This window comes from Pseudomonas sp. P4_B4, assembly GCF_056402255.1.
In genome coordinates this window covers 109,851-126,835 of record NZ_JBFUHS010000004.1, presented here as the reverse complement: position 1 = coordinate 126,835, position 16,985 = coordinate 109,851, and the positions used below count along the sequence as shown (strand labels likewise).

15 protein-coding genes are annotated in these 16,985 nt (G+C 61.4%); 4 read left to right on the top strand and 11 right to left on the bottom strand.

Annotated elements, in window-relative coordinates; genetic code table 11:
- Window positions 1-17: 17 nt before the first annotated feature.
- Together rhdA and asd are read left to right on the top strand one after the other, a co-directional pair.
- On the top strand, window positions 18-833 hold the full coding sequence (rhdA, locus tag AC1DVE_RS06850; protein WP_223461531.1) for a thiosulfate sulfurtransferase: 816 nt from the start codon (window positions 18-20) through the stop codon (window positions 831-833).
- An 18-nt stretch (window positions 834-851) separates the two neighbouring features.
- Complete coding sequence (gene asd, locus AC1DVE_RS06845) at window positions 852-1,712, top strand: archaetidylserine decarboxylase (RefSeq protein ID WP_477783854.1); 861 nt, start codon at window positions 852-854, stop codon at window positions 1,710-1,712.
- A gap of 128 nt (window positions 1,713-1,840) precedes the next feature.
- Here the strand turns inward: asd and serB are convergent, their stop codons facing one another.
- The gene (gene serB / locus AC1DVE_RS06840; RefSeq protein WP_046039796.1) at window positions 1,841-3,055 is read right to left on the bottom strand and encodes a phosphoserine phosphatase SerB; all 1,215 of its coding nucleotides are present in this window, start codon (window positions 3,053-3,055) and stop codon (window positions 1,841-1,843) included.
- A gap of 135 nt (window positions 3,056-3,190) precedes the next feature.
- Between serB and AC1DVE_RS06835 the strand changes: the two genes are divergently transcribed.
- Window positions 3,191-4,720 (top strand): AhpA/YtjB family protein, encoded by a 1,530-nt coding sequence (locus AC1DVE_RS06835; protein ID WP_223532246.1) that lies wholly within the window; start codon window positions 3,191-3,193, stop codon window positions 4,718-4,720.
- A 251-nt stretch (window positions 4,721-4,971) separates the two neighbouring features.
- Here AC1DVE_RS06835 and AC1DVE_RS06830 read toward each other — a convergent pair whose 3' ends face one another.
- From AC1DVE_RS06830 to AC1DVE_RS06790, 9 genes are all read right to left on the bottom strand, one after another.
- On the bottom strand, window positions 4,972-5,685 hold the full coding sequence (locus AC1DVE_RS06830; RefSeq protein ID WP_223461525.1) for a PqiC family protein: 714 nt from the start codon (window positions 5,683-5,685) through the stop codon (window positions 4,972-4,974).
- Between the two features lie 443 nt (window positions 5,686-6,128).
- The gene (gene parC, locus AC1DVE_RS06825) at window positions 6,129-8,396 is read right to left on the bottom strand and encodes a DNA topoisomerase IV subunit A (protein WP_223461523.1); all 2,268 of its coding nucleotides are present in this window, start codon (window positions 8,394-8,396) and stop codon (window positions 6,129-6,131) included.
- Between the two features lie 7 nt (window positions 8,397-8,403).
- Window positions 8,404-8,928, bottom strand: a complete 525-nt coding sequence (locus AC1DVE_RS06820) for a retropepsin-like aspartic protease family protein (protein WP_223461521.1) — start codon at window positions 8,926-8,928, stop codon at window positions 8,404-8,406.
- On the bottom strand, window positions 8,925-9,914 hold the full coding sequence (locus AC1DVE_RS06815; RefSeq protein ID WP_223461519.1) for an esterase-like activity of phytase family protein: 990 nt from the start codon (window positions 9,912-9,914) through the stop codon (window positions 8,925-8,927). The genes AC1DVE_RS06820 and AC1DVE_RS06815 overlap by 4 nt, the downstream gene beginning before the upstream one ends.
- Complete coding sequence (parE, locus tag AC1DVE_RS06810; protein ID WP_223532248.1) at window positions 9,914-11,818, bottom strand: DNA topoisomerase IV subunit B; 1,905 nt, start codon at window positions 11,816-11,818, stop codon at window positions 9,914-9,916. Before parE ends, AC1DVE_RS06815 begins: the two co-directional genes overlap by 1 nt.
- A gap of 50 nt (window positions 11,819-11,868) precedes the next feature.
- Window positions 11,869-12,477 carry a YqiA/YcfP family alpha/beta fold hydrolase gene (locus AC1DVE_RS06805; protein WP_223461515.1) on the bottom strand — a complete coding sequence of 203 codons (609 nt, stop codon included), beginning with the start codon at window positions 12,475-12,477 and terminating at the stop codon, window positions 11,869-11,871.
- Window positions 12,478-12,683: 206 nt separating this feature from the next.
- The gene (cpdA, locus tag AC1DVE_RS06800) at window positions 12,684-13,499 is read right to left on the bottom strand and encodes a 3',5'-cyclic-AMP phosphodiesterase (protein ID WP_223461513.1); all 816 of its coding nucleotides are present in this window, start codon (window positions 13,497-13,499) and stop codon (window positions 12,684-12,686) included.
- A gap of 112 nt (window positions 13,500-13,611) precedes the next feature.
- Window positions 13,612-14,064: a DUF1249 domain-containing protein gene (locus AC1DVE_RS06795; RefSeq protein ID WP_007977461.1), complete on the bottom strand. Its 453-nt coding sequence runs from the start codon at window positions 14,062-14,064 to the stop codon at window positions 13,612-13,614.
- On the bottom strand, window positions 14,055-14,672 hold the full coding sequence (locus tag AC1DVE_RS06790; RefSeq protein WP_008016925.1) for an NUDIX domain-containing protein: 618 nt from the start codon (window positions 14,670-14,672) through the stop codon (window positions 14,055-14,057). Before AC1DVE_RS06790 ends, AC1DVE_RS06795 begins: the two co-directional genes overlap by 10 nt.
- A gap of 226 nt (window positions 14,673-14,898) precedes the next feature.
- On the opposite strand from AC1DVE_RS06790, the gene AC1DVE_RS06785 reads away from it, so the two are divergent.
- Window positions 14,899-15,645 carry an RsiV family protein gene (locus AC1DVE_RS06785; RefSeq protein WP_223461511.1) on the top strand — a complete coding sequence of 249 codons (747 nt, stop codon included), beginning with the start codon at window positions 14,899-14,901 and terminating at the stop codon, window positions 15,643-15,645.
- Here the strand turns inward: AC1DVE_RS06785 and cytX are convergent.
- A complete protein-coding gene (cytX, locus tag AC1DVE_RS06780) occupies window positions 15,614-16,906 on the bottom strand; it encodes a putative hydroxymethylpyrimidine transporter CytX (protein WP_223461509.1) in 1,293 nt (430 codons plus the stop codon). The genes AC1DVE_RS06785 and cytX overlap by 32 nt on opposite strands.
- Window positions 16,907-16,985: the final 79 nt, after the last annotated feature.

Genomic DNA, 16,985 nt, shown 5'->3' with positions numbered 1-16,985 from the left:
TGCTCTGGAGACCTCACATGTCTGACTTCTCTGGCTTGCCGCTGGTGATCGAGCCGAGCGACTTGCTCCCTCGCCTCGACGCCCGCGAACTGATTCTGGTGGACTTGACCAGTGCCGCCCGCTACGCCGAAGGGCACATTCCCGGCGCGCGCTTTGTCGATCCGAAGCGCACGCAGCTCGGCCAGCCCCCCGCCCCTGGACTGATGCCCCCGCTGGCAGCACTCGAAACGCTGTTTGGTGAGCTGGGACACAACCCCGACGCGGTCTACGTGGTGTATGACGACGAAGGCGGCGGTTGGGCCGGGCGCTTCATCTGGCTGCTGGATGTCATCGGCCACAGCAAGTACCACTATGTCGACGGTGGCCTACCGGCCTGGCTGGCTGAAGGTTCGCCCATGTCGATCCAGATCCCGCCACCCGTGGGTGGCCCGGTTTCACTGACCTTGCACGACGAACCCACCGCCACTCGCGAATACTTGCAAAGCCGTCTCGGCGCCGCCGACCTGGCGATCTGGGATGCACGCGGGCCGCTGGAGTACTCCGGCGAGAAAGTCCTGGCAGCCAAGGGCGGGCACATTCCCGGCGCGGTCAATTTCGAATGGACCGCCGGCATGGATCAGACGCGCCAGCTGCGCATCCGCACCGACATGCCGCAGATCCTCGAACAACTCGGGATCAGCAAAGACAAAGAAGTGATTACCCACTGCCAGACCCATCATCGTTCTGGCTTTACCTATCTGGTGGCCAAGGCTCTCGGTTATCCGCGGGTCAAAGGCTACGCCGGCTCCTGGGGCGAATGGGGCAACCATCCCGATACCCCTGTAGAGATTTGAGATTTTTAAGGACCGTTAATGAACAAGCGTCTGTTTATCATCAGCCAGTACCTGCTGCCCCACAACTTGCTCTCGCGACTGGCCGGCTGCATTGCCGAATGCCGCGTGCGCTGGTTCAAGAATGCCTTTACCACCTGGTTCGCCAAGCGTTATCAGGTGGACATGTCCCTGGCGCTGGTCGAAGACCTGACCGCCTACGAGCACTTCAACGCGTTCTTCACCCGCGCACTGAAAGACGGTGCCCGTCCGCTGGACGAGACCCCGGGCGCGGTCCTCAGCCCGGCCGACGGCGCGATCAGCCAGCTCGGCCCGATCGAGCATGGCCGCGTGTTCCAGGCCAAAGGCCACAGCTTCAGCGTGCTGGAACTGTTGGGTGGCGATGCAGCAAACGCTGCGCCGTTCATGGGTGGTGACTTCGCGACCATCTACCTGTCGCCGAAGGACTACCACCGCGTGCACATGCCGTTGGCCGGCACCCTGCGCGAGATGGTCTACATCCCGGGTCGTCTGTTCTCGGTCAACCAGGCCACCGCTGAAAACGTTCCGGAACTGTTCGCCCGCAACGAGCGCGTGGCGTGCATTTTCGACACTGAGCGCGGGCCGATGGCCGTGGTGCTGGTGGGTGCAATGATCGTTGCATCGATTGAAACCGTCTGGGCCGGTCTGGTCACGCCGCCGAAGCGCGAGCTGAAAACCTTCCGCTACGACGAAGCCTCCCGCGCGCCGATCCACCTGGAAAAAGGTGCGGAACTGGGTCGCTTCAAGCTGGGTTCGACCGCCGTCGTACTGTTCGGGCCGGATCAGGTGAAGTGGGCTGAAGAAATGACCGCCGGTACTGCGGTGCAGATGGGTCAGGGCATGGGCTCACCAAAAGCCTGATCAACGCACATACCTGTAGGAGCGAGCTTGCTCGCGATGGACGTTAACGATGACGCGGGCAATCTGAATGCCCGCGTCGCCCCGCTGTTCATCGCGAGCAAGCTCGCTCCTACAGTAGTTTTGCGGTGTTACAGCTGGCCGTCCCGATCTCGGAAGCCCAGCAGATACAGCACGCCATCCAGACCCAGCGTCGAAATCGCCTGCTTGGCCGACTGTTTCACCAGCGGCTTGGCGCGGAACGCCACACCCAACCCGGCAATCGCCAGCATCGGCAAGTCATTGGCACCGTCACCGACCGCAATGGTCTGCTCCAGGCGCAAGCCTTCCTTGTGTGCCAGTTCCTTCAGCAAATCCGCCTTGCGCTGCGCATCGACAATCGGCTCGACCGCCACGCCGGTGACTTTGCCGTCGACCACTTCCAGTTCGTTGGCAAACACGTAGTCGATACCCAGCTTGGCCTGCAATTGCTTGGCGAAGTAGGTGAAGCCGCCCGACAGAATCGCGGTCTTGTAGCCCAGGCGCTTGAGTTCGGCGAACAGGGTTTCAGCACCTTCGGTCAGGCGCAGCGAGGCGCCGATGGAATCCAGCACGTTGACGTCCAGACCTTTGAGCAAAGCCAGGCGCTCCTTGAAGCTGGCGCGGAAATCCAGTTCACCGGCCATCGCCCGCTCGGTGATTTCCGACACCTTGTCACCCACGCCAGCCGCCTTGGCCAGTTCATCGATCACTTCGGCTTCGATCAGCGTTGAATCCATGTCGAACACCGCCAGGCGACGGTTGCGACGGAACAGCGAATCTTCCTGGAAAGCGATGTCGACGTTCAGTTCCTGGGCAACGCTGAGGAATTCGGCACGCAGCGCTTGCGGATCAGCCGCCTCGCCACGCACAGAAAACTCGATGCAACCCTTGCCCTTGTCGGCCGGCGTGTCCAGCGGCATGCGCCCGGACAGACGATCGATGTGGTCGATGTTCAGGCCATATTTGGCGGTGATCGAGCTCACGGCCTGCAACTGCCCGGCTGTCACCTTGCGGGTCAACAAGGTCACGATGTGGCGCTTTTTACCCTGGTTGCCGACCCACTGCTGGTAATCCACTTCGGACACCGGTGTGAAACGGACCTGTTGATCGAGCTCGTAACCCTTGAACAGGATGTCCTTGAGCACAGACTTGCCTTGCTCGGTGTCGGGAATTTCAACCAGGATGCCAAACGACAAGGTGTCGTGGATCACCGCCTGACCGATGTCGAGAATGTTCACACCACCCTGGGCCAGAACGCCGGTAATGGCCGCAGTCAGACCCGGACGGTCGACTCCCGTGATGTTTATCAGGACGATTTCGCGCAAGGCGCACCCCCGCAGGTGGAAAAAAACCGCATTCTACCCACTTTCAGTGACCATCGGGCACCGTGAGCGCTTTGACGGCCTAGGGCCTGTCGCTATACTGCGCGTCAACTCCACGGACAAAAGAGCCGAGCTCAAGTGAACCGGCCCACGCCAGTAAAAACCGACAACTTCTTCCTGCTGATCTTCCGGGCACTGCGCCACCGCCGTGTACCGATTGCATTGCGCATCGCCAGCCATAACGTGATCCTGGTCGCCCTGGCCCTGGTCATCTATGCCGGTGTGATGGGCCTGCAGTTCAAGCAGGCCATGCACGAGCAGGCGGATGCGCTGGGCGAAAGCCTGACCACGCAGACGGCCACCTCGGCCACCGAACTGTTGGTGTCCAACGACATCCTCAGCCTCAATGTGCTGCTCAATAACCTGACCAAGAACAAGCTGGTGGCCCACGCCGCCATCTACAGCCCGGACAACCGCATCCTTGCCGAATCCGGCCAGCGCCCCAAGCATGGCCTGCTGGGCGAAGCCGAGGGCATGTACCAGAGCAAGATCACCTTCCAGGACGTGACTGCCGGGCAATTGCGCATCAGCCTGGACATGGACCAGTTCCAGCAGCCGATGACCATCAGCCTGCAAAGCATGGGCATTCTGAGCGCCATCCTGCTGGCCCTGTCTTTGGCCCTGAGCCTGCGCATGGGGCGTTATCTCTCCACGCCGCTGCTGCAATTGCGGGTGTGGCTGCGCAATATCGATGAATACACCCCGGCCACCGACCGCCAGGACGAAATCGGCGACCTGGCGCGTCAGCTGCACGCCAACTTCGCCCCGGAGCCCGCCCCTGTGCCGGAACCGGAACCGGAACCGGAACCGGAATTCGACGACATGGATGACGAAGCCGACCCGGCCTTCGAAGTCCGTAACCTGCGCGATCCGAGTTTCGACGAGAGCCGCCCGGTAGCGGCGCTCAAGCCAGCGCCACGGCAGATCGTCAGCACCGTCGAAGACGACGATGATAATGACCCGTTCGCCGATCTGCGCGACGAGTCGCTGGACAGCACCCCACAACCGGTGATTCGCAAGGCCACGCCGAGCGTGCCGCAACACAGCGCGGTACTGGCAGTGCAACTGGGCTCCCAGGAACAACTGCGACGCCTGCCGCGGGCGCGTCTTGAAGAACTGCTCGAACGCTATCGCGATTGCCTCGACCAGGCCGCGTCGCTGTATCAAGGCGAAGTGGAGACCTTGAACGATGGCAGCACGTTGATGCTGTTCCACACGGAAGACTGCGGTGACGATTACCTGACCAACGCCATTTGCTGTGGCGAGCTGCTGCGGGCCCTGGGCCACCAGTTGCAGATCGAAGTCGCGGACAGCGGCATCACCCTGCAATTGCAGCTGGGCCTGACCCTGGGCGACGAACTGTTCGGCCTGAGCCAGATCGACCTGCTGCTGACCGACCCCGCCCAGGACGCCCTCGCCTTGTCGCAACACAGCCGCAACCTGCTGCTGGTGGAGCGCAAGATCAGCGACGACGCCTTGATTCGCCAGCGCGCACGGATCCGTCCGATTGCCAGCCCTGAAGGTGCATGCTGCGTGGAACGATTGATGGAGCCGTATCCATCGATGCTTGAACGGCAATTGGCGCGGATGCATGAGCGTCGCGCTTAAGCCTTAGGCCCGGCCAAGTGAAGCCCGCAGATGAGCGATCGTCTGCGGGCTTTTTTGTTGCCTGTCATGACGCCTTCGCGGGCAAGCCCGCTCCCACATGGGACGTGGTCGTACACAAGATCTGTGTTCACAGAGATAATTGTGGGAGCGGGCTTGCCCGCGAAGAGGCCGGAACTGACGCCAGATATCTCCAACCTGCAGAAACAACAAAACCCGCATCAATGCGGGCTTTGTTTCAAATCCATCCTGGCTTAGAAGCGGAACACTTCCATATCCGTACGAATAGGCGCGGCCATCGGTATTTTCGGCTGCTTTTCCTGTTCTACCGCAGGTGCTGCCGCCTTGGCTGCCGGCTTGCGCGGGACGTCGGCGATCGGCGGCTGATTGGCCAGCGGTTTGAGCGCCACCGACAGTTGCTCGGCCAGGCGTTGCAGCAATACGCCCTGCGCCTGGACCTGAGCCGCCGTGCTACCGGCATGCTGTTCCTGCAAATGGATGATGCGGTTGTCGCGAACCTGCCCGCGACGGTCGATCAGGCGCCATTGCGCGTCGAGGATCGCCGGTTGTTTTTCACCCGAGTCCAGGCGTGTGATGGTCAGCAGCACCTGAACGTCCGGGGTGAAGCCCACTGTCGCCGGGGCCAGCACTACGCGCTGGCTGTCCAGGTGACCTGCGACCTGACGCAGCAGCAACTGATCGATATCCGACGAAAGGCTGCCAGCCCAACGACCGTCGGTCGAGGCTTGCAGGCTGCCATCCGGCTGACGCTGCAACAGGGTTTCGCGTTGCAGGTAGTCGGCCACGGTGACCGGCCCCAACAATACCGCCATGCCCGCGTTCTGTGCGGGCTGAACTGGACTACCAGCGTCCAGCTGATACAACGACACCGGTTGGTGAACGCTGCAACCCGCCAGGCCAAGAATGCCGGCGAGCAGAAGAATAAAAGGAAGGCGCAGAGCAGTCATCGTCCCATCCAGGTGATCGCTAAAAGGCTGACCACAGTGAAAATACTCAACAAATATGAAGAACGCGCGGCAATGCCGGCGTTTGAAAGGCCATATCATCCGTGAATATGCGTTCCGACTCCAGCGCAAAGCGCCGAACTACGGGTTAATTCGTAGTTCGGCGCTTCCAGGGGGCGTTCTCGCCTAGTTTCCCCACCGCGTTGTCGCCTTAAAGCGGGCCAGGCAAGGCGGAGGCCGCTGGTAATGGTTGCTCCCTTTCCAAGGACTCCAACGCAGCCTGGCCCGCTTTAAGGCACAACCCGAAGGGCCGGGCCTGCTGTTGTGCAGGGCTGTGTTGCTCGAAGCTTATTTGGAGTGACCAAACCTCGCTTCTCGCGCCTTGCCCTGCACAACAGCAGACCCGGCGCGGTGGGGAAACTAGTCGAGAACGCCCCCTAGGTCGCCTAATTGAGGTTTTCGACGAGCAGCGCATCTACCCGCTGGAAACCACGCGGCAATTTATTGCCACGACGACCACGTTCACCCTTGTAGTGTTCGAGGTCGTCCGCTTTCAGTGACAAGGTACGTTTCCCGGCCTGCAACACCAGTGTTGCACCGTCCGGCAATACGGCGATGTCCGTCACATACTCTTCACGACTGGCCACTCGCTCACCGGGAATCCCGATGATCTTGTTGCCTTTGCCCTTACCTAATTGTGGCAGGTCGCTGATTTTGAAGATCAGCAGGCGACCTTCGGTCGTCACCGACGCCAGCCAGTTCTGCTCACGATCGGCCACTGGGCGCGGCAGCATGACTTTGGCGTTGTTCGGTAGGCTCAGCAGGGCCTTGCCCGCCTTGTTCTTGGCCTGCAGGTCTTCACCCTTGACCACGAAGCCGTAGCCGGCGTCGGAGGCTATCACATACAGCGCATCGTCTTCCGGCATCAGCACGCATTCGAAACTCGCCCCTGGCGGCGGCGTCAGGCGACCGGTCAGCGGCTCGCCCTGGCCACGGGCCGACGGCAAGGTGTGGGCGGCCACCGAATAACTGCGGCCGGTGGAGTCGATGAACACGGCAAACTGGTTGGAGCGCCCGGCTGCCAGCGCCCTGAAACCGTCCCCGGCCTTGTAGGAAAGCCCAGTGGCGTCGATTTCGTGGCCTTTGGCGGAGCGAATCCAGCCTTTTTCCGACAGCACGACCGTCACTTTCTCGTTCGGCAGCAGATCGTGCTCGGTCAGGGCCTTGGCTTCGGCGCGCTCGACAATAGGCGACCGGCGGTCATCCCCGTAGGTTTCAGCGTCCTTGATCAGTTCGCTGCGCACCAGTTTTTTCAACTTGGCTTCGCTGCTCAGCAGGGCTTGCAGCTTGGCTTGTTCCTTGAGCAGTTCATCCTGCTCGGCACGCAGCTTCATCTCTTCCAGTCGCGCCAACTGACGCAAACGGGTGTCGAGGATGTAGTCGGCCTGGATTTCGCTCAGGGCGAAACGCTCGATCAGTTTGGCCCGTGGGTACTCCTCGGTACGGATGATGTGGATCACTTCATCCAGGTTGAGGTAGGCGATCAACAAACCGTCCAACAGGTGCAGGCGACGCTCGACTTTATCGAGGCGGAATTGCAGGCGACGACGCACGGTCTGCACCCGGAACTCCAGCCATTCGACCAGCAGCGCCCGCAGGTTTTTCAGCTGCGGCTTGCCGTCCAGGCCGATGATGTTGATGTTGACCCGGTAGCTCGACTCCAGCTCGGTGCTGGCGAACAGGTGCTGCATCAGCGCATCGTGGTCGAAGTTTTTCCGCGCACCCGGAATGATCACGATCCGGCACGGGTTTTCGTGGTCGGACTCGTCACGCAGGTCGGCAATTTGCGGCGCCTTGGACGGCTTGGCCTGCATCATTGCGGCGATCTGTTCCAGCACCTTGGCACCCGAGACCTGATGCGGCAGCGCGGTGACGATGATGTCGCCGTCTTCGATGTGATACACGGCGCGCATGCGCACCGAGCCCTTGCCGGTTTCATACATTTTCAGCAGATCGGCGCGCGGGGTGATGATTTCCGCTTCGGTCGGGTAATCCGGGCCCTGAATGTGTTCACAGAGCTGTTCAACCGTGGCTTTTGGCTCATCGAGCAAGCGCACGCACGCCGTGGCGACTTCGCGCAGGTTGTGCGGCGGTACGTCGGTGGCCATGCCCACGGCGATACCGGTGGTGCCGTTGAGCAGGATATTCGGCAAACGTGCCGGCAACACCAATGGTTCGTCGAGAGTACCGTCGAAGTTTGGCCCCCAGTCCGCCGTGCCCTGGCCCAATTCGCTGAGCAGCACTTCGGAATAACGCGACAACCGCGCTTCGGTGTAACGCATGGCGGCGAAGGACTTGGGATCATCCGGCGCACCCCAGTTGCCCTGGCCGTCGACCAGCGTGTAGCGATAGCTGAACGGCTGGGCCATCAGCACCATGGCTTCGTAGCAGGCCGAATCGCCGTGGGGGTGGAACTTGCCGAGCACGTCACCGACGGTACGCGCCGATTTCTTGTGCTTGGAATCGGCGTCCAGCCCCAACTCGCTCATCGCATAAATGATGCGGCGCTGTACAGGCTTCAGGCCGTCGCCGATATGCGGCAAGGCACGGTCCATGATCACGTACATGGAGTAGTTGAGGTAGGCATTTTCGGTGAAGTCAGCCAGCGAGCGGCGTTCTACACCGTCCAGGCTGAGATCAAGGGAGTCGCTCATGCGGGCCTCATCGGTTCGTTGTCTGGCGCAGCAGCATGGTGCCACCGCGCTGGGTAAATTCAAGTTTGTTCAGTGCGCTCATGCCGAGCAACACCTGATCGCCATGCAGCCCCGGGGCCACCAGTGCGCGTACATCCCGCAGCACGATGTCGCCCAGTTGCAGGCGTTCAATACGGGTGCGATAGCCCTGGCTCAGGCCATTGGCCGTGCTCAGGGTCACGCCGAATCCTTCTTCGAGCTTCAAACGCTTGGCCAGGTCCGCCGGAATCGACACATCGGTCGCGCCGGTGTCGAGCATGAAGTCCACCGGCTGGCCGTTGATCTGGCCGCTGACGACGAAATGCCCCTGCACATTGCTCACCAGTTTCACCTCAATGAAACCTTCGCCCTGCTCCGAGCTGACCACCACATTCGGATTTTGCTGACGCGCTTCCCACTGACCGAAAAACCGCGTGGCCAGAAACAGCGCCGCACACCAGGCCAACACCATAAACACCCGGCCGATGCGCTGACCCGGGGTTTGTTGTCTCATGGCTTGGCACTCCAGCCACCTTCCGGTGCAGCAAAGCGCCAGACCACCGGACGGACTTCGCCATCGGCGCGCGCGCCGAAGTTATTGTCGACACCGATCCAGGCGCCGTCGGCATCCACGATCAACGCTTCTTCCAGTCCGTAGTTCTGTGGATAACGACGGTTTTCCTGCAACAACTCGGCGGCGTACGACCAGCAGCGCTCGACCTTGGCCGTCTGCGGATCCCGGCGGCAGATCTGGTAGGCGTTGCGTTCAAGGGTGAACAGCTTGCCGTTGAACAGCGACAGGTCAGAGAAGTCCCGCGGCACGGCTTCGGCATGGGGAAACTGCTCGGGCTGCATTTCCATGCCCGCCTCGCTCAGCAGCACGCAGCCACCGTCGCATTCCCACAGGGTCTGTTTGCGCTTGATCATCAGCAATCCCCGGCCTTGCCGCTCGGCGGCGAACCACATCTGATCGCCCGCCTGATTGACCGCCAGCCCTTCGAACAGCGCATTGAATTGCAACAGCAGGCCTCTGGCCCGTGCCTCGCGAACCAGCATCGGCGAAATTTTCAGCCAGGCGGCAGGCCCCGTTGGCGGCACTTGCAAGACAGCGGCATGGCCTTCGCTGACGATGTAACGATTGCCGGCGCTGTCGCAGGTGATGCCTTCAAAGTCCAGATCACCGCCACGCACGAACGAAGCCCCCCAGACGCGAGACTTCAGCCCCCAAGGCAAACCGCTGTCAGGCACCAGCGGTACGTCGATGTGCACCGTTTGTGCCTGCCAGGCAGATTCGCTGGTATCGAGGCGGTAGATCTGGTCATCGTCGCGGTCGGAAACCGCCCACAGATCATGACCGCACTGCGCCAGCCCGGACAGGTTGCCTCCGCGCATGCCGTCGACGACATGCCCGGACAACAGGCGCAGCTGTGGCGCCGGCTCGGCAGATACCGTGATCGACGTCAGCAGCAACCCACAGGCCAGGGCAAAGCCCAGACGCATCAGCCCAGCACCTCGGCCAGGTTGCCCTTGGACTCCAGCCAGGTCTTGCGATCGCCAGCGCGTTTCTTCGCCAGCAGCATGTCCATCATTTCCGAGGTAGCCTCGAAATCTTCCAGGGTCAATTGCACCAGACGCCGAGTGTTCGGGTCCATGGTGGTCTCGCGCAGCTGCGGCGGGTTCATTTCGCCCAGCCCCTTGAATCGGGTGACTTGCGGCTTGCCGCGCTTCTTCTCGGCCACCAGGCGATCGAGGATGCCATCGCGTTCGGCTTCATCGAGGGCGTAGTAGATCTCTTTGCCCAGGTCGATGCGGTACAACGGCGGCATCGCGACGTAGACGTGACCGGCATCCACCAACGGGCGGAAATGCTGGACGAACAAGGCGCACAGCAAGGTCGCGATGTGCAGACCGTCGGAGTCGGCGTCGGCGAGGATGCAGATCTTGCCGTAGCGCAGCTGGCTCATGTCCGCCGCGCCCGGATCGACGCCGATGGCCACGGCGATGTTGTGCACTTCCTGACTGGCCAGCACTTCGCTGCCGTCGACTTCCCAGGTGTTGAGGATCTTGCCGCGCAACGGCAGGATCGCCTGGAATTCCTTGTCCCGCGCCTGCTTGGCCGAGCCGCCAGCGGAATCACCTTCGACCAGGAACAGCTCGGAACGCATCGGGTCTTGCCCGGCACAATCGGCCAGCTTGCCAGGCAGCGCCGGGCCTTGGGTAATGCGTTTGCGCTCGACCTTCTTGCTGGCCTTGAGGCGACGACCGGCGTTGTTGATCGCCAGTTCCGCCAGCAGCATGCCGGTTTCCGTGTTGGCATTGAGCCACAGGCTGAACGCATCCTTGACCACACCGGAGACAAACGCCGCCGCTTCACGAGAAGACAGCCGCTCCTTGGTCTGGCCGGAGAATTGCGGTTCCTGCATCTTCATCGACAGAACGAAGGCGATGCGCTCCCAGACGTCTTCCGGCGCCAGCTTCACGCCGCGTGGCAACAGGCTGCGGAATTCGCAGAACTCGCGCATGGCGTCGAGCAGGCCCTGGCGCAGACCGTTGACGTGGGTGCCGCCCTGGGCGGTCGGGATCAGGTTGACGTAGCTTTCCTGAACCGCGTCGCCACCTTCGGGTAGCCACAGCAGCGCCCAATCCACCGCTTCTTTATTACCGGCCAGGCTGCAGCAGAACGGCTCGTCCGGCAGGCGCTCGAATTCGCTGACCGCATCCACCAGATAGGAACGCAGGCCGTCCTCGTAATGCCATTCGACTTTCTCGCCGGTGGCCTTGTCTTCAAAGCTGACCAGCAGCCCCGGGCACAACACGGCCTTGGCCTTGAGCACGTGCTTGAGGCGGCTGATGGAGAATTTCGGGGAGTCGAAGTATTTCGGATCCGGCGCGAAGAACACGCTGGTGCCGGTATTGCGCTTGCCGACAGTGCCGACGATTTCCAGCTCGGTGGCCTTGTAGCCATCCTTGAAGGTCATCTGGTATTCGTTGCCATCACGCTTTACCCGCACTCGCACTTCGGTCGACAAGGCGTTGACCACGGAAATACCCACACCGTGCAAACCGCCAGAGAACTGGTAGTTCTTGTTGGAAAACTTGCCACCAGCATGAAGCTTGGTGAGGATCAACTCGACGCCCGAAACACCTTCCTCGGGGTGAATGTCCACCGGCATGCCACGGCCGTTGTCGCTGACTTCCAGGGAATGGTCGGCATGCAGGATCACTTGCACCGATGTGGCATGCCCGGCCAAGGCTTCGTCGACACTGTTGTCGATGACTTCCTGGGCAAGGTGGTTCGGCCGACTGGTGTCGGTGTACATGCCGGGGCGTTTGCGCACCGGGTCGAGGCCCGAGAGGACTTCGATGGCGTCTGCGTTATAAGAGCTAGCGCTGGGAGTGGCCATGGGGTCTCGTCGTCAGTGTTCGGTGAAAAAAGAATTCATGGGGCTATCGCTCACAATGCGGTGAAATCGATTGCCTGATACAAATCGGCGCCAATGCCGGCAAAACTCAACATGGCCGGCAATTGCCCGGCTAAACCCTGGAAACTGTGGTCGCCTCCGGCCTGGATACGCAAGGCGCATGCCCGGTAATACTGCTGGGCGAGGCGATAGTCCAGCGTTTCGTCAGCCGTTTGCAACCATACCTGATAACGCTGCGGCTCCTGGGGCGCCGGCACTTCCAGTTCGGCCAGGGCCGTCACATGGTCGTGGGTCATTTCCCAGGTCTCTTCGGTATACAGGTTTTTCTGCGTCCCCAGAAAGCCGTCGAACATCCGGTGCGGGCTGACGGCAGGGTTGATCAACAGGGCTTTCAAGCCATGGCGCTCGGCCAGGTGAGTGGCATAGTAGCCGCCGAGCGAGCTGCCGACCAGCAGTGGCCGCCCCAGCTCGGTAATCGCCCGCTCCAGCTGCTCGATAGCCTGGCGCGGGTGGTGGTGCAATGCCGGAACGCGCAAGTGTTCGCTCAGGCCCAGGCGCTCCATCACGTCGATCAACTGGCAGGCCTTCTTCGACAACGGCGAGCTGTTGAAGCCGTGGATATAAAGGATCGAACCGGACATTTGAGCTCCCTGTGCGTCGGCTAAAGAGGCGGAGTTTACAGGGACTCGGGAGAATCGGGGATATCCGCAGAATTCACGGCGTCTGTGTAGACGCCTTCGCGAGCAAGCCCGCTCCCACACTGGACCTGCGTCGGTCACAAGCCCCCCTGTGGGAGCGGGCTTGCTCGCGAAGGGCGCGACCAGGTTTTCCAGAAAAAATGAAAAAATCAGTAGCCGTTGGAACCGTAATCCACAGTGAAATCAAACCCGGTGACCCGCTCCACCCCGGTTTCCAGCCGCCCGTCGGGCAGCAGCCGCAACCAGCGATAGCCCGGTGCCTGTTCCCCGACCTTGAAATCCTCGCTGCCGGGCTCGAACTGGATGCAAGTCGAGGGCGAGGCGATCAAACGTACGCCATTGCGCATCTGGTCGATCTCCTGATGCACATGCCCCCACAACACCGCGCGCACCTGTTCGAAACGCTCCAGCACGGCGAACAGCGCCTCGGGATTGCGCAAGCCAATCGGCTCCATCCATGCGCAACCGATGGACACCGGGTGATGGTGGAAGCACACCAGATGATGACGTTCCGGCGCTTCGCTCAACGAGCGGGCGAGCAACTGCAGCTGTTCATCCTGCAAATAACCCGGCACCGAGCCTGGCACCGCCGAATCGAGCAACGTGACCCGCCAGTTGCCGATATCCACCACCGGTTCGAGCAAAGCGCTCTGCACCGCCGCCTCAGCCATGATCCACGGCTCATCGTGATTGCCGGGAATCCAGCGCGCCGGCGCATCGAGCTGGCGCGTCATGTCGCGAAACTGCTGGTAGGACTCCAGCGTCCCGTCCTGGGACAGATCACCCGTGGCCAGGATCAAGTCAATCCGCGGCTGTTGCGCGCGCACCAGCTCGATGACCTTTTGCAGGCTGTCGCGGGTATTCATGCCCAGCAACGCGCCGTCCGCTTCGGCAAACAGGTGGCTGTCGGAGAGTTGCACCAGCAACGCCGGATCGGCGGTGGTCAATGTGGATACGCTCGGCAAGGCGTTCTCCCAGGGCGTGATCACGGGGATGGGTAAGTGCCGCAATTATGCTGGGGGACGATCGAAAGGGGAAATCGTTGAACCTGACGCAGTTCACAACTGCGTTGCTCAATTACCGTACGACTTCGTACTCATGCCCCAGCGCCAGGCAATGGCTCAGCCATTCGCCCAGAAACATGTTCAGCTGGGCCTTTTCGTCCGGCTGGTGCATCGAGGCGTTCGGGTAAGGATAGATGCCGCGAAAGCGTCGTGCATGTTCGGCGCTGACCACTTCGGCCATGCGCGCGTCGTGATAGACCTGCACTTCCAGTTGCGGCACCGGCAGCCAGGGCAGGCTGTGTTCCTGACGCACTTGCAGGGTCGTGGTGTAAGGACAGGTCAGCAGCACCTCCAGTGCCAGCACACCGAGCATCTGGTCGCCATGGGTCACGGCGATGCGCCGCGCGGCAGGCTCGCTGCGCATGTCCGGCAGCAGTCGCATCAGGCGTGCGTAGTTCGCCTCGCAGGACGCTTGCAGCCCCACCAGGTCCACCCGATAGCGATCGCGCAGCTTGTTTACGACCATAACCCCCTCACTTCAACACGGTTCAAAGCCAGCCATTGCAAGGCAATGATGCTCGCCGCGTTGGCAATACGCCCGTCGCGCACGGCTTGCAGGGCATCTTCGAAAGCCCAGACCGTGACGCGAATATCTTCTGCCTCTTCCTCCAGCCCATGCAGGCCGCCAACCCCGGTGGTGTCACAACGCCCCAGGTACAAATGCACGAACTCGTTGCTGCCGCCCGGCGATGGAAAGTATTTGAGCATCGGCCAGAGCGCCCCGATTACCAGCCCAGCTTCCTCCTGCGCCTCGCGGTGAGCAACTGCTTCCGGCACTTCATCCTTGTCGATCAGACCAGCGACCAGTTCGATCAGCCACGGGTTGTCGGTCTTGCCCATGGCACCGACGCGAAACTGCTCGATCAGCACCACTTCATCGCGCTGCGGATCGTAAGGCAGCATGCATACCGCGTCATGGCGAACGAATACTTCACGATTGATCTCGCGGCTCATGCCCCCGGCGAACAATTCGTGGCGCAAGTGCACGCGTTCGAGTTTGTAGAAGCCCTCGTAGCACTTTTCGCGCCGCACGATATCAACGGCGGTCGGAATGGCGTTGGCAAAATCCGTCATGACTATCCTCTTTTACTGCAAATCCTGTTCGAGGCTGCTTTTTTTCCTGGGCCTCGACTTCGCGCCATCCTAACGCGCCCGTGACGTTTGATGCAGCCCCTTTCCCGTCAGCGGGATGGACGGTGAGGGCGAAACCCACTCTAATTAGCTTAGTGGCGAACTGACTGCTTTGTTGAGAGTCGAAGCCGGTAACTTTTTGCCTTCCCCTGTTTCAGAAAGGACGCTCATGTCGCTTTTCAAAATCGCCTCCGTGGCCGCTATCGCCCTGACCCTGGGCGCTTGCGCGAGCCTGTTCCAGCCCAACTACCGGACGCCGCTGGAAACCACCCGCGACGCCTCCGAGCAACTCAAGCCCGGTTGCAGCAACCCCGATTGCCCGCTGGTCAACATCGACACCCTGCACTTTGCGGACGAGCCTGCACTGGACGGCATCATCGAAAAACGCCTGCTGCAAATGACCCGCACCTCGCCCGACGCGCCGGTCGCCCCGACCCTGGCAGCCTATCGCGAAGAGTTTTTGCGCACCGCCGGCCCGCGCAACAGCAGCTACTTACAGGCAAAGGTACGTGAGCAGCATGACGGCTTGGTGATCGTCGAGTTGTCCAGCTATCTGGACACTGGCGGTGCCCATGGCACCCCAGGTCGAGGTTTCATCAACTATTCGCGCCAGCAGCATAAAGTGCTGACGCTGTCGGACATGCTGGTGCCGGGGCAGGAAGACGCGTTCTGGAAAGCCGCGCAGGTGGCACACAACAGCTGGTTGATCAGCACCAAGCTCGATCAGGAACCGGAGTTCGTGAAGAGCTGGCCGTTCCAGAAAACCCAGAACGTGGCGCTGACCTACGGTGGGGTGATCCTCAAGTACGAAACCAGCACCATCGCGCCTTACGCGCTGGGCCATGTCGAACTGAAGATCCCCTACCCTCGCCTGAACGGCATCATCAAGCCCGAGCTGTTTCCCGGCCGTAACTGAAGGCCCGGCCCAGCACTAGCTGGAGCAACCCTGCCACTACCAGTGCCGGCAGGGTTGCACCGACATCCGGATACAGGTTGGCCAACAAATGATAGGTGCTGATCCCGCCCAGCCAGGCGAGCAGTGCCGGCCAGCGCAGTGCGGCCGAGGCCACCTGGGCGCTGCGCTTGCGCAGAATGAAGTGGTCCACCAGCACCACGCCGAACAACGGCGCAAACACCGAACCGATCAGCAGCAGGAAGTTCTGGTACTGGGCCAACGGCGCCAGCAGGGCAATCAGCGTGCAGATAACGCCGATGGCCAACGCCAGATGCTCGACTTTGGCGCGCAACAGAATCCCGCTGGACACCGCCGCCGAGTGAATATCGGCAAAAGCGTTTTCCGATTCATCCAGAAGAATCAGCAGCAGCGGAATCCCCAGGCCGGCGCCGGCCAGCGCCAGCAGCAAGGCATTGACTTCACCGCTCGGCGCGAACGCCAGGGTGTAGGCCACGCCCAGGCTCATCAGCCAGAAATTACCGATGAAGAAACCGATGGCGGTGCCACCGAAGACGTTTTTCGCCCGTTTGCCAAAGCGCGAGTAGTCGGCGATCAGCGGCAACCACGACAGCGGCATGGCAATGGCGATGTCGAAACCCACGGCGAACGGCATCGAACCGTCACCGGCCTGGGCCCACAACGCGGCCAGGTCAGCCTTGGCGAACAGGTTCCAGGTCAGCCAGGTGCATGCGGCCAGCAGCAGCCAAATACCCCATTTGCGCAGGATCTGCCGCACGAACGTCAATGGACCGCTAACGGCCAACAAGGTCGCCAGTGCGCCGAAGAACAGCGTCCACAGAACGGGATTTGACAGCAGACTGCCTTCGCTGAAGGCCTTGGCGCCCAACAGACTGGCGGCATCGCGCATGACGATGATTTCGAACGAACCCCAACCGATCAGTTGCAGCAGGTTCAACACCGCCGGCAGGCTCGCGCCTTTGGTACCGAGGCTGAGCTTGAGCGCGGCCATCGACGACAGGCCGGTGTCACTGCCGATCACCCCGACCGCCGCCAGCAGCAGAACGCCGACCAGGGTGCCGAGAAAAATCGCCAGCAACGAACCGGACAAGCCAAGGCCTGGCGCGAGCAATGCGCCGGTCTGCAACACCATCAGGCCGATGCCGAGGGAGAACCATAAGGAAAACAGATCGCGGCCGCCGAACACACGTTTGTCGCTCGGCACCGCGATATCGGGAGAGTAAGTACTGGGTTGAATGCTCAAGGGTGTTATCTCAGAGGAACACATTTTGTTATTGGGAGTTTCGGTGTCTGAATTGGCGCTTTCGCGAGCAAGCCCGCTC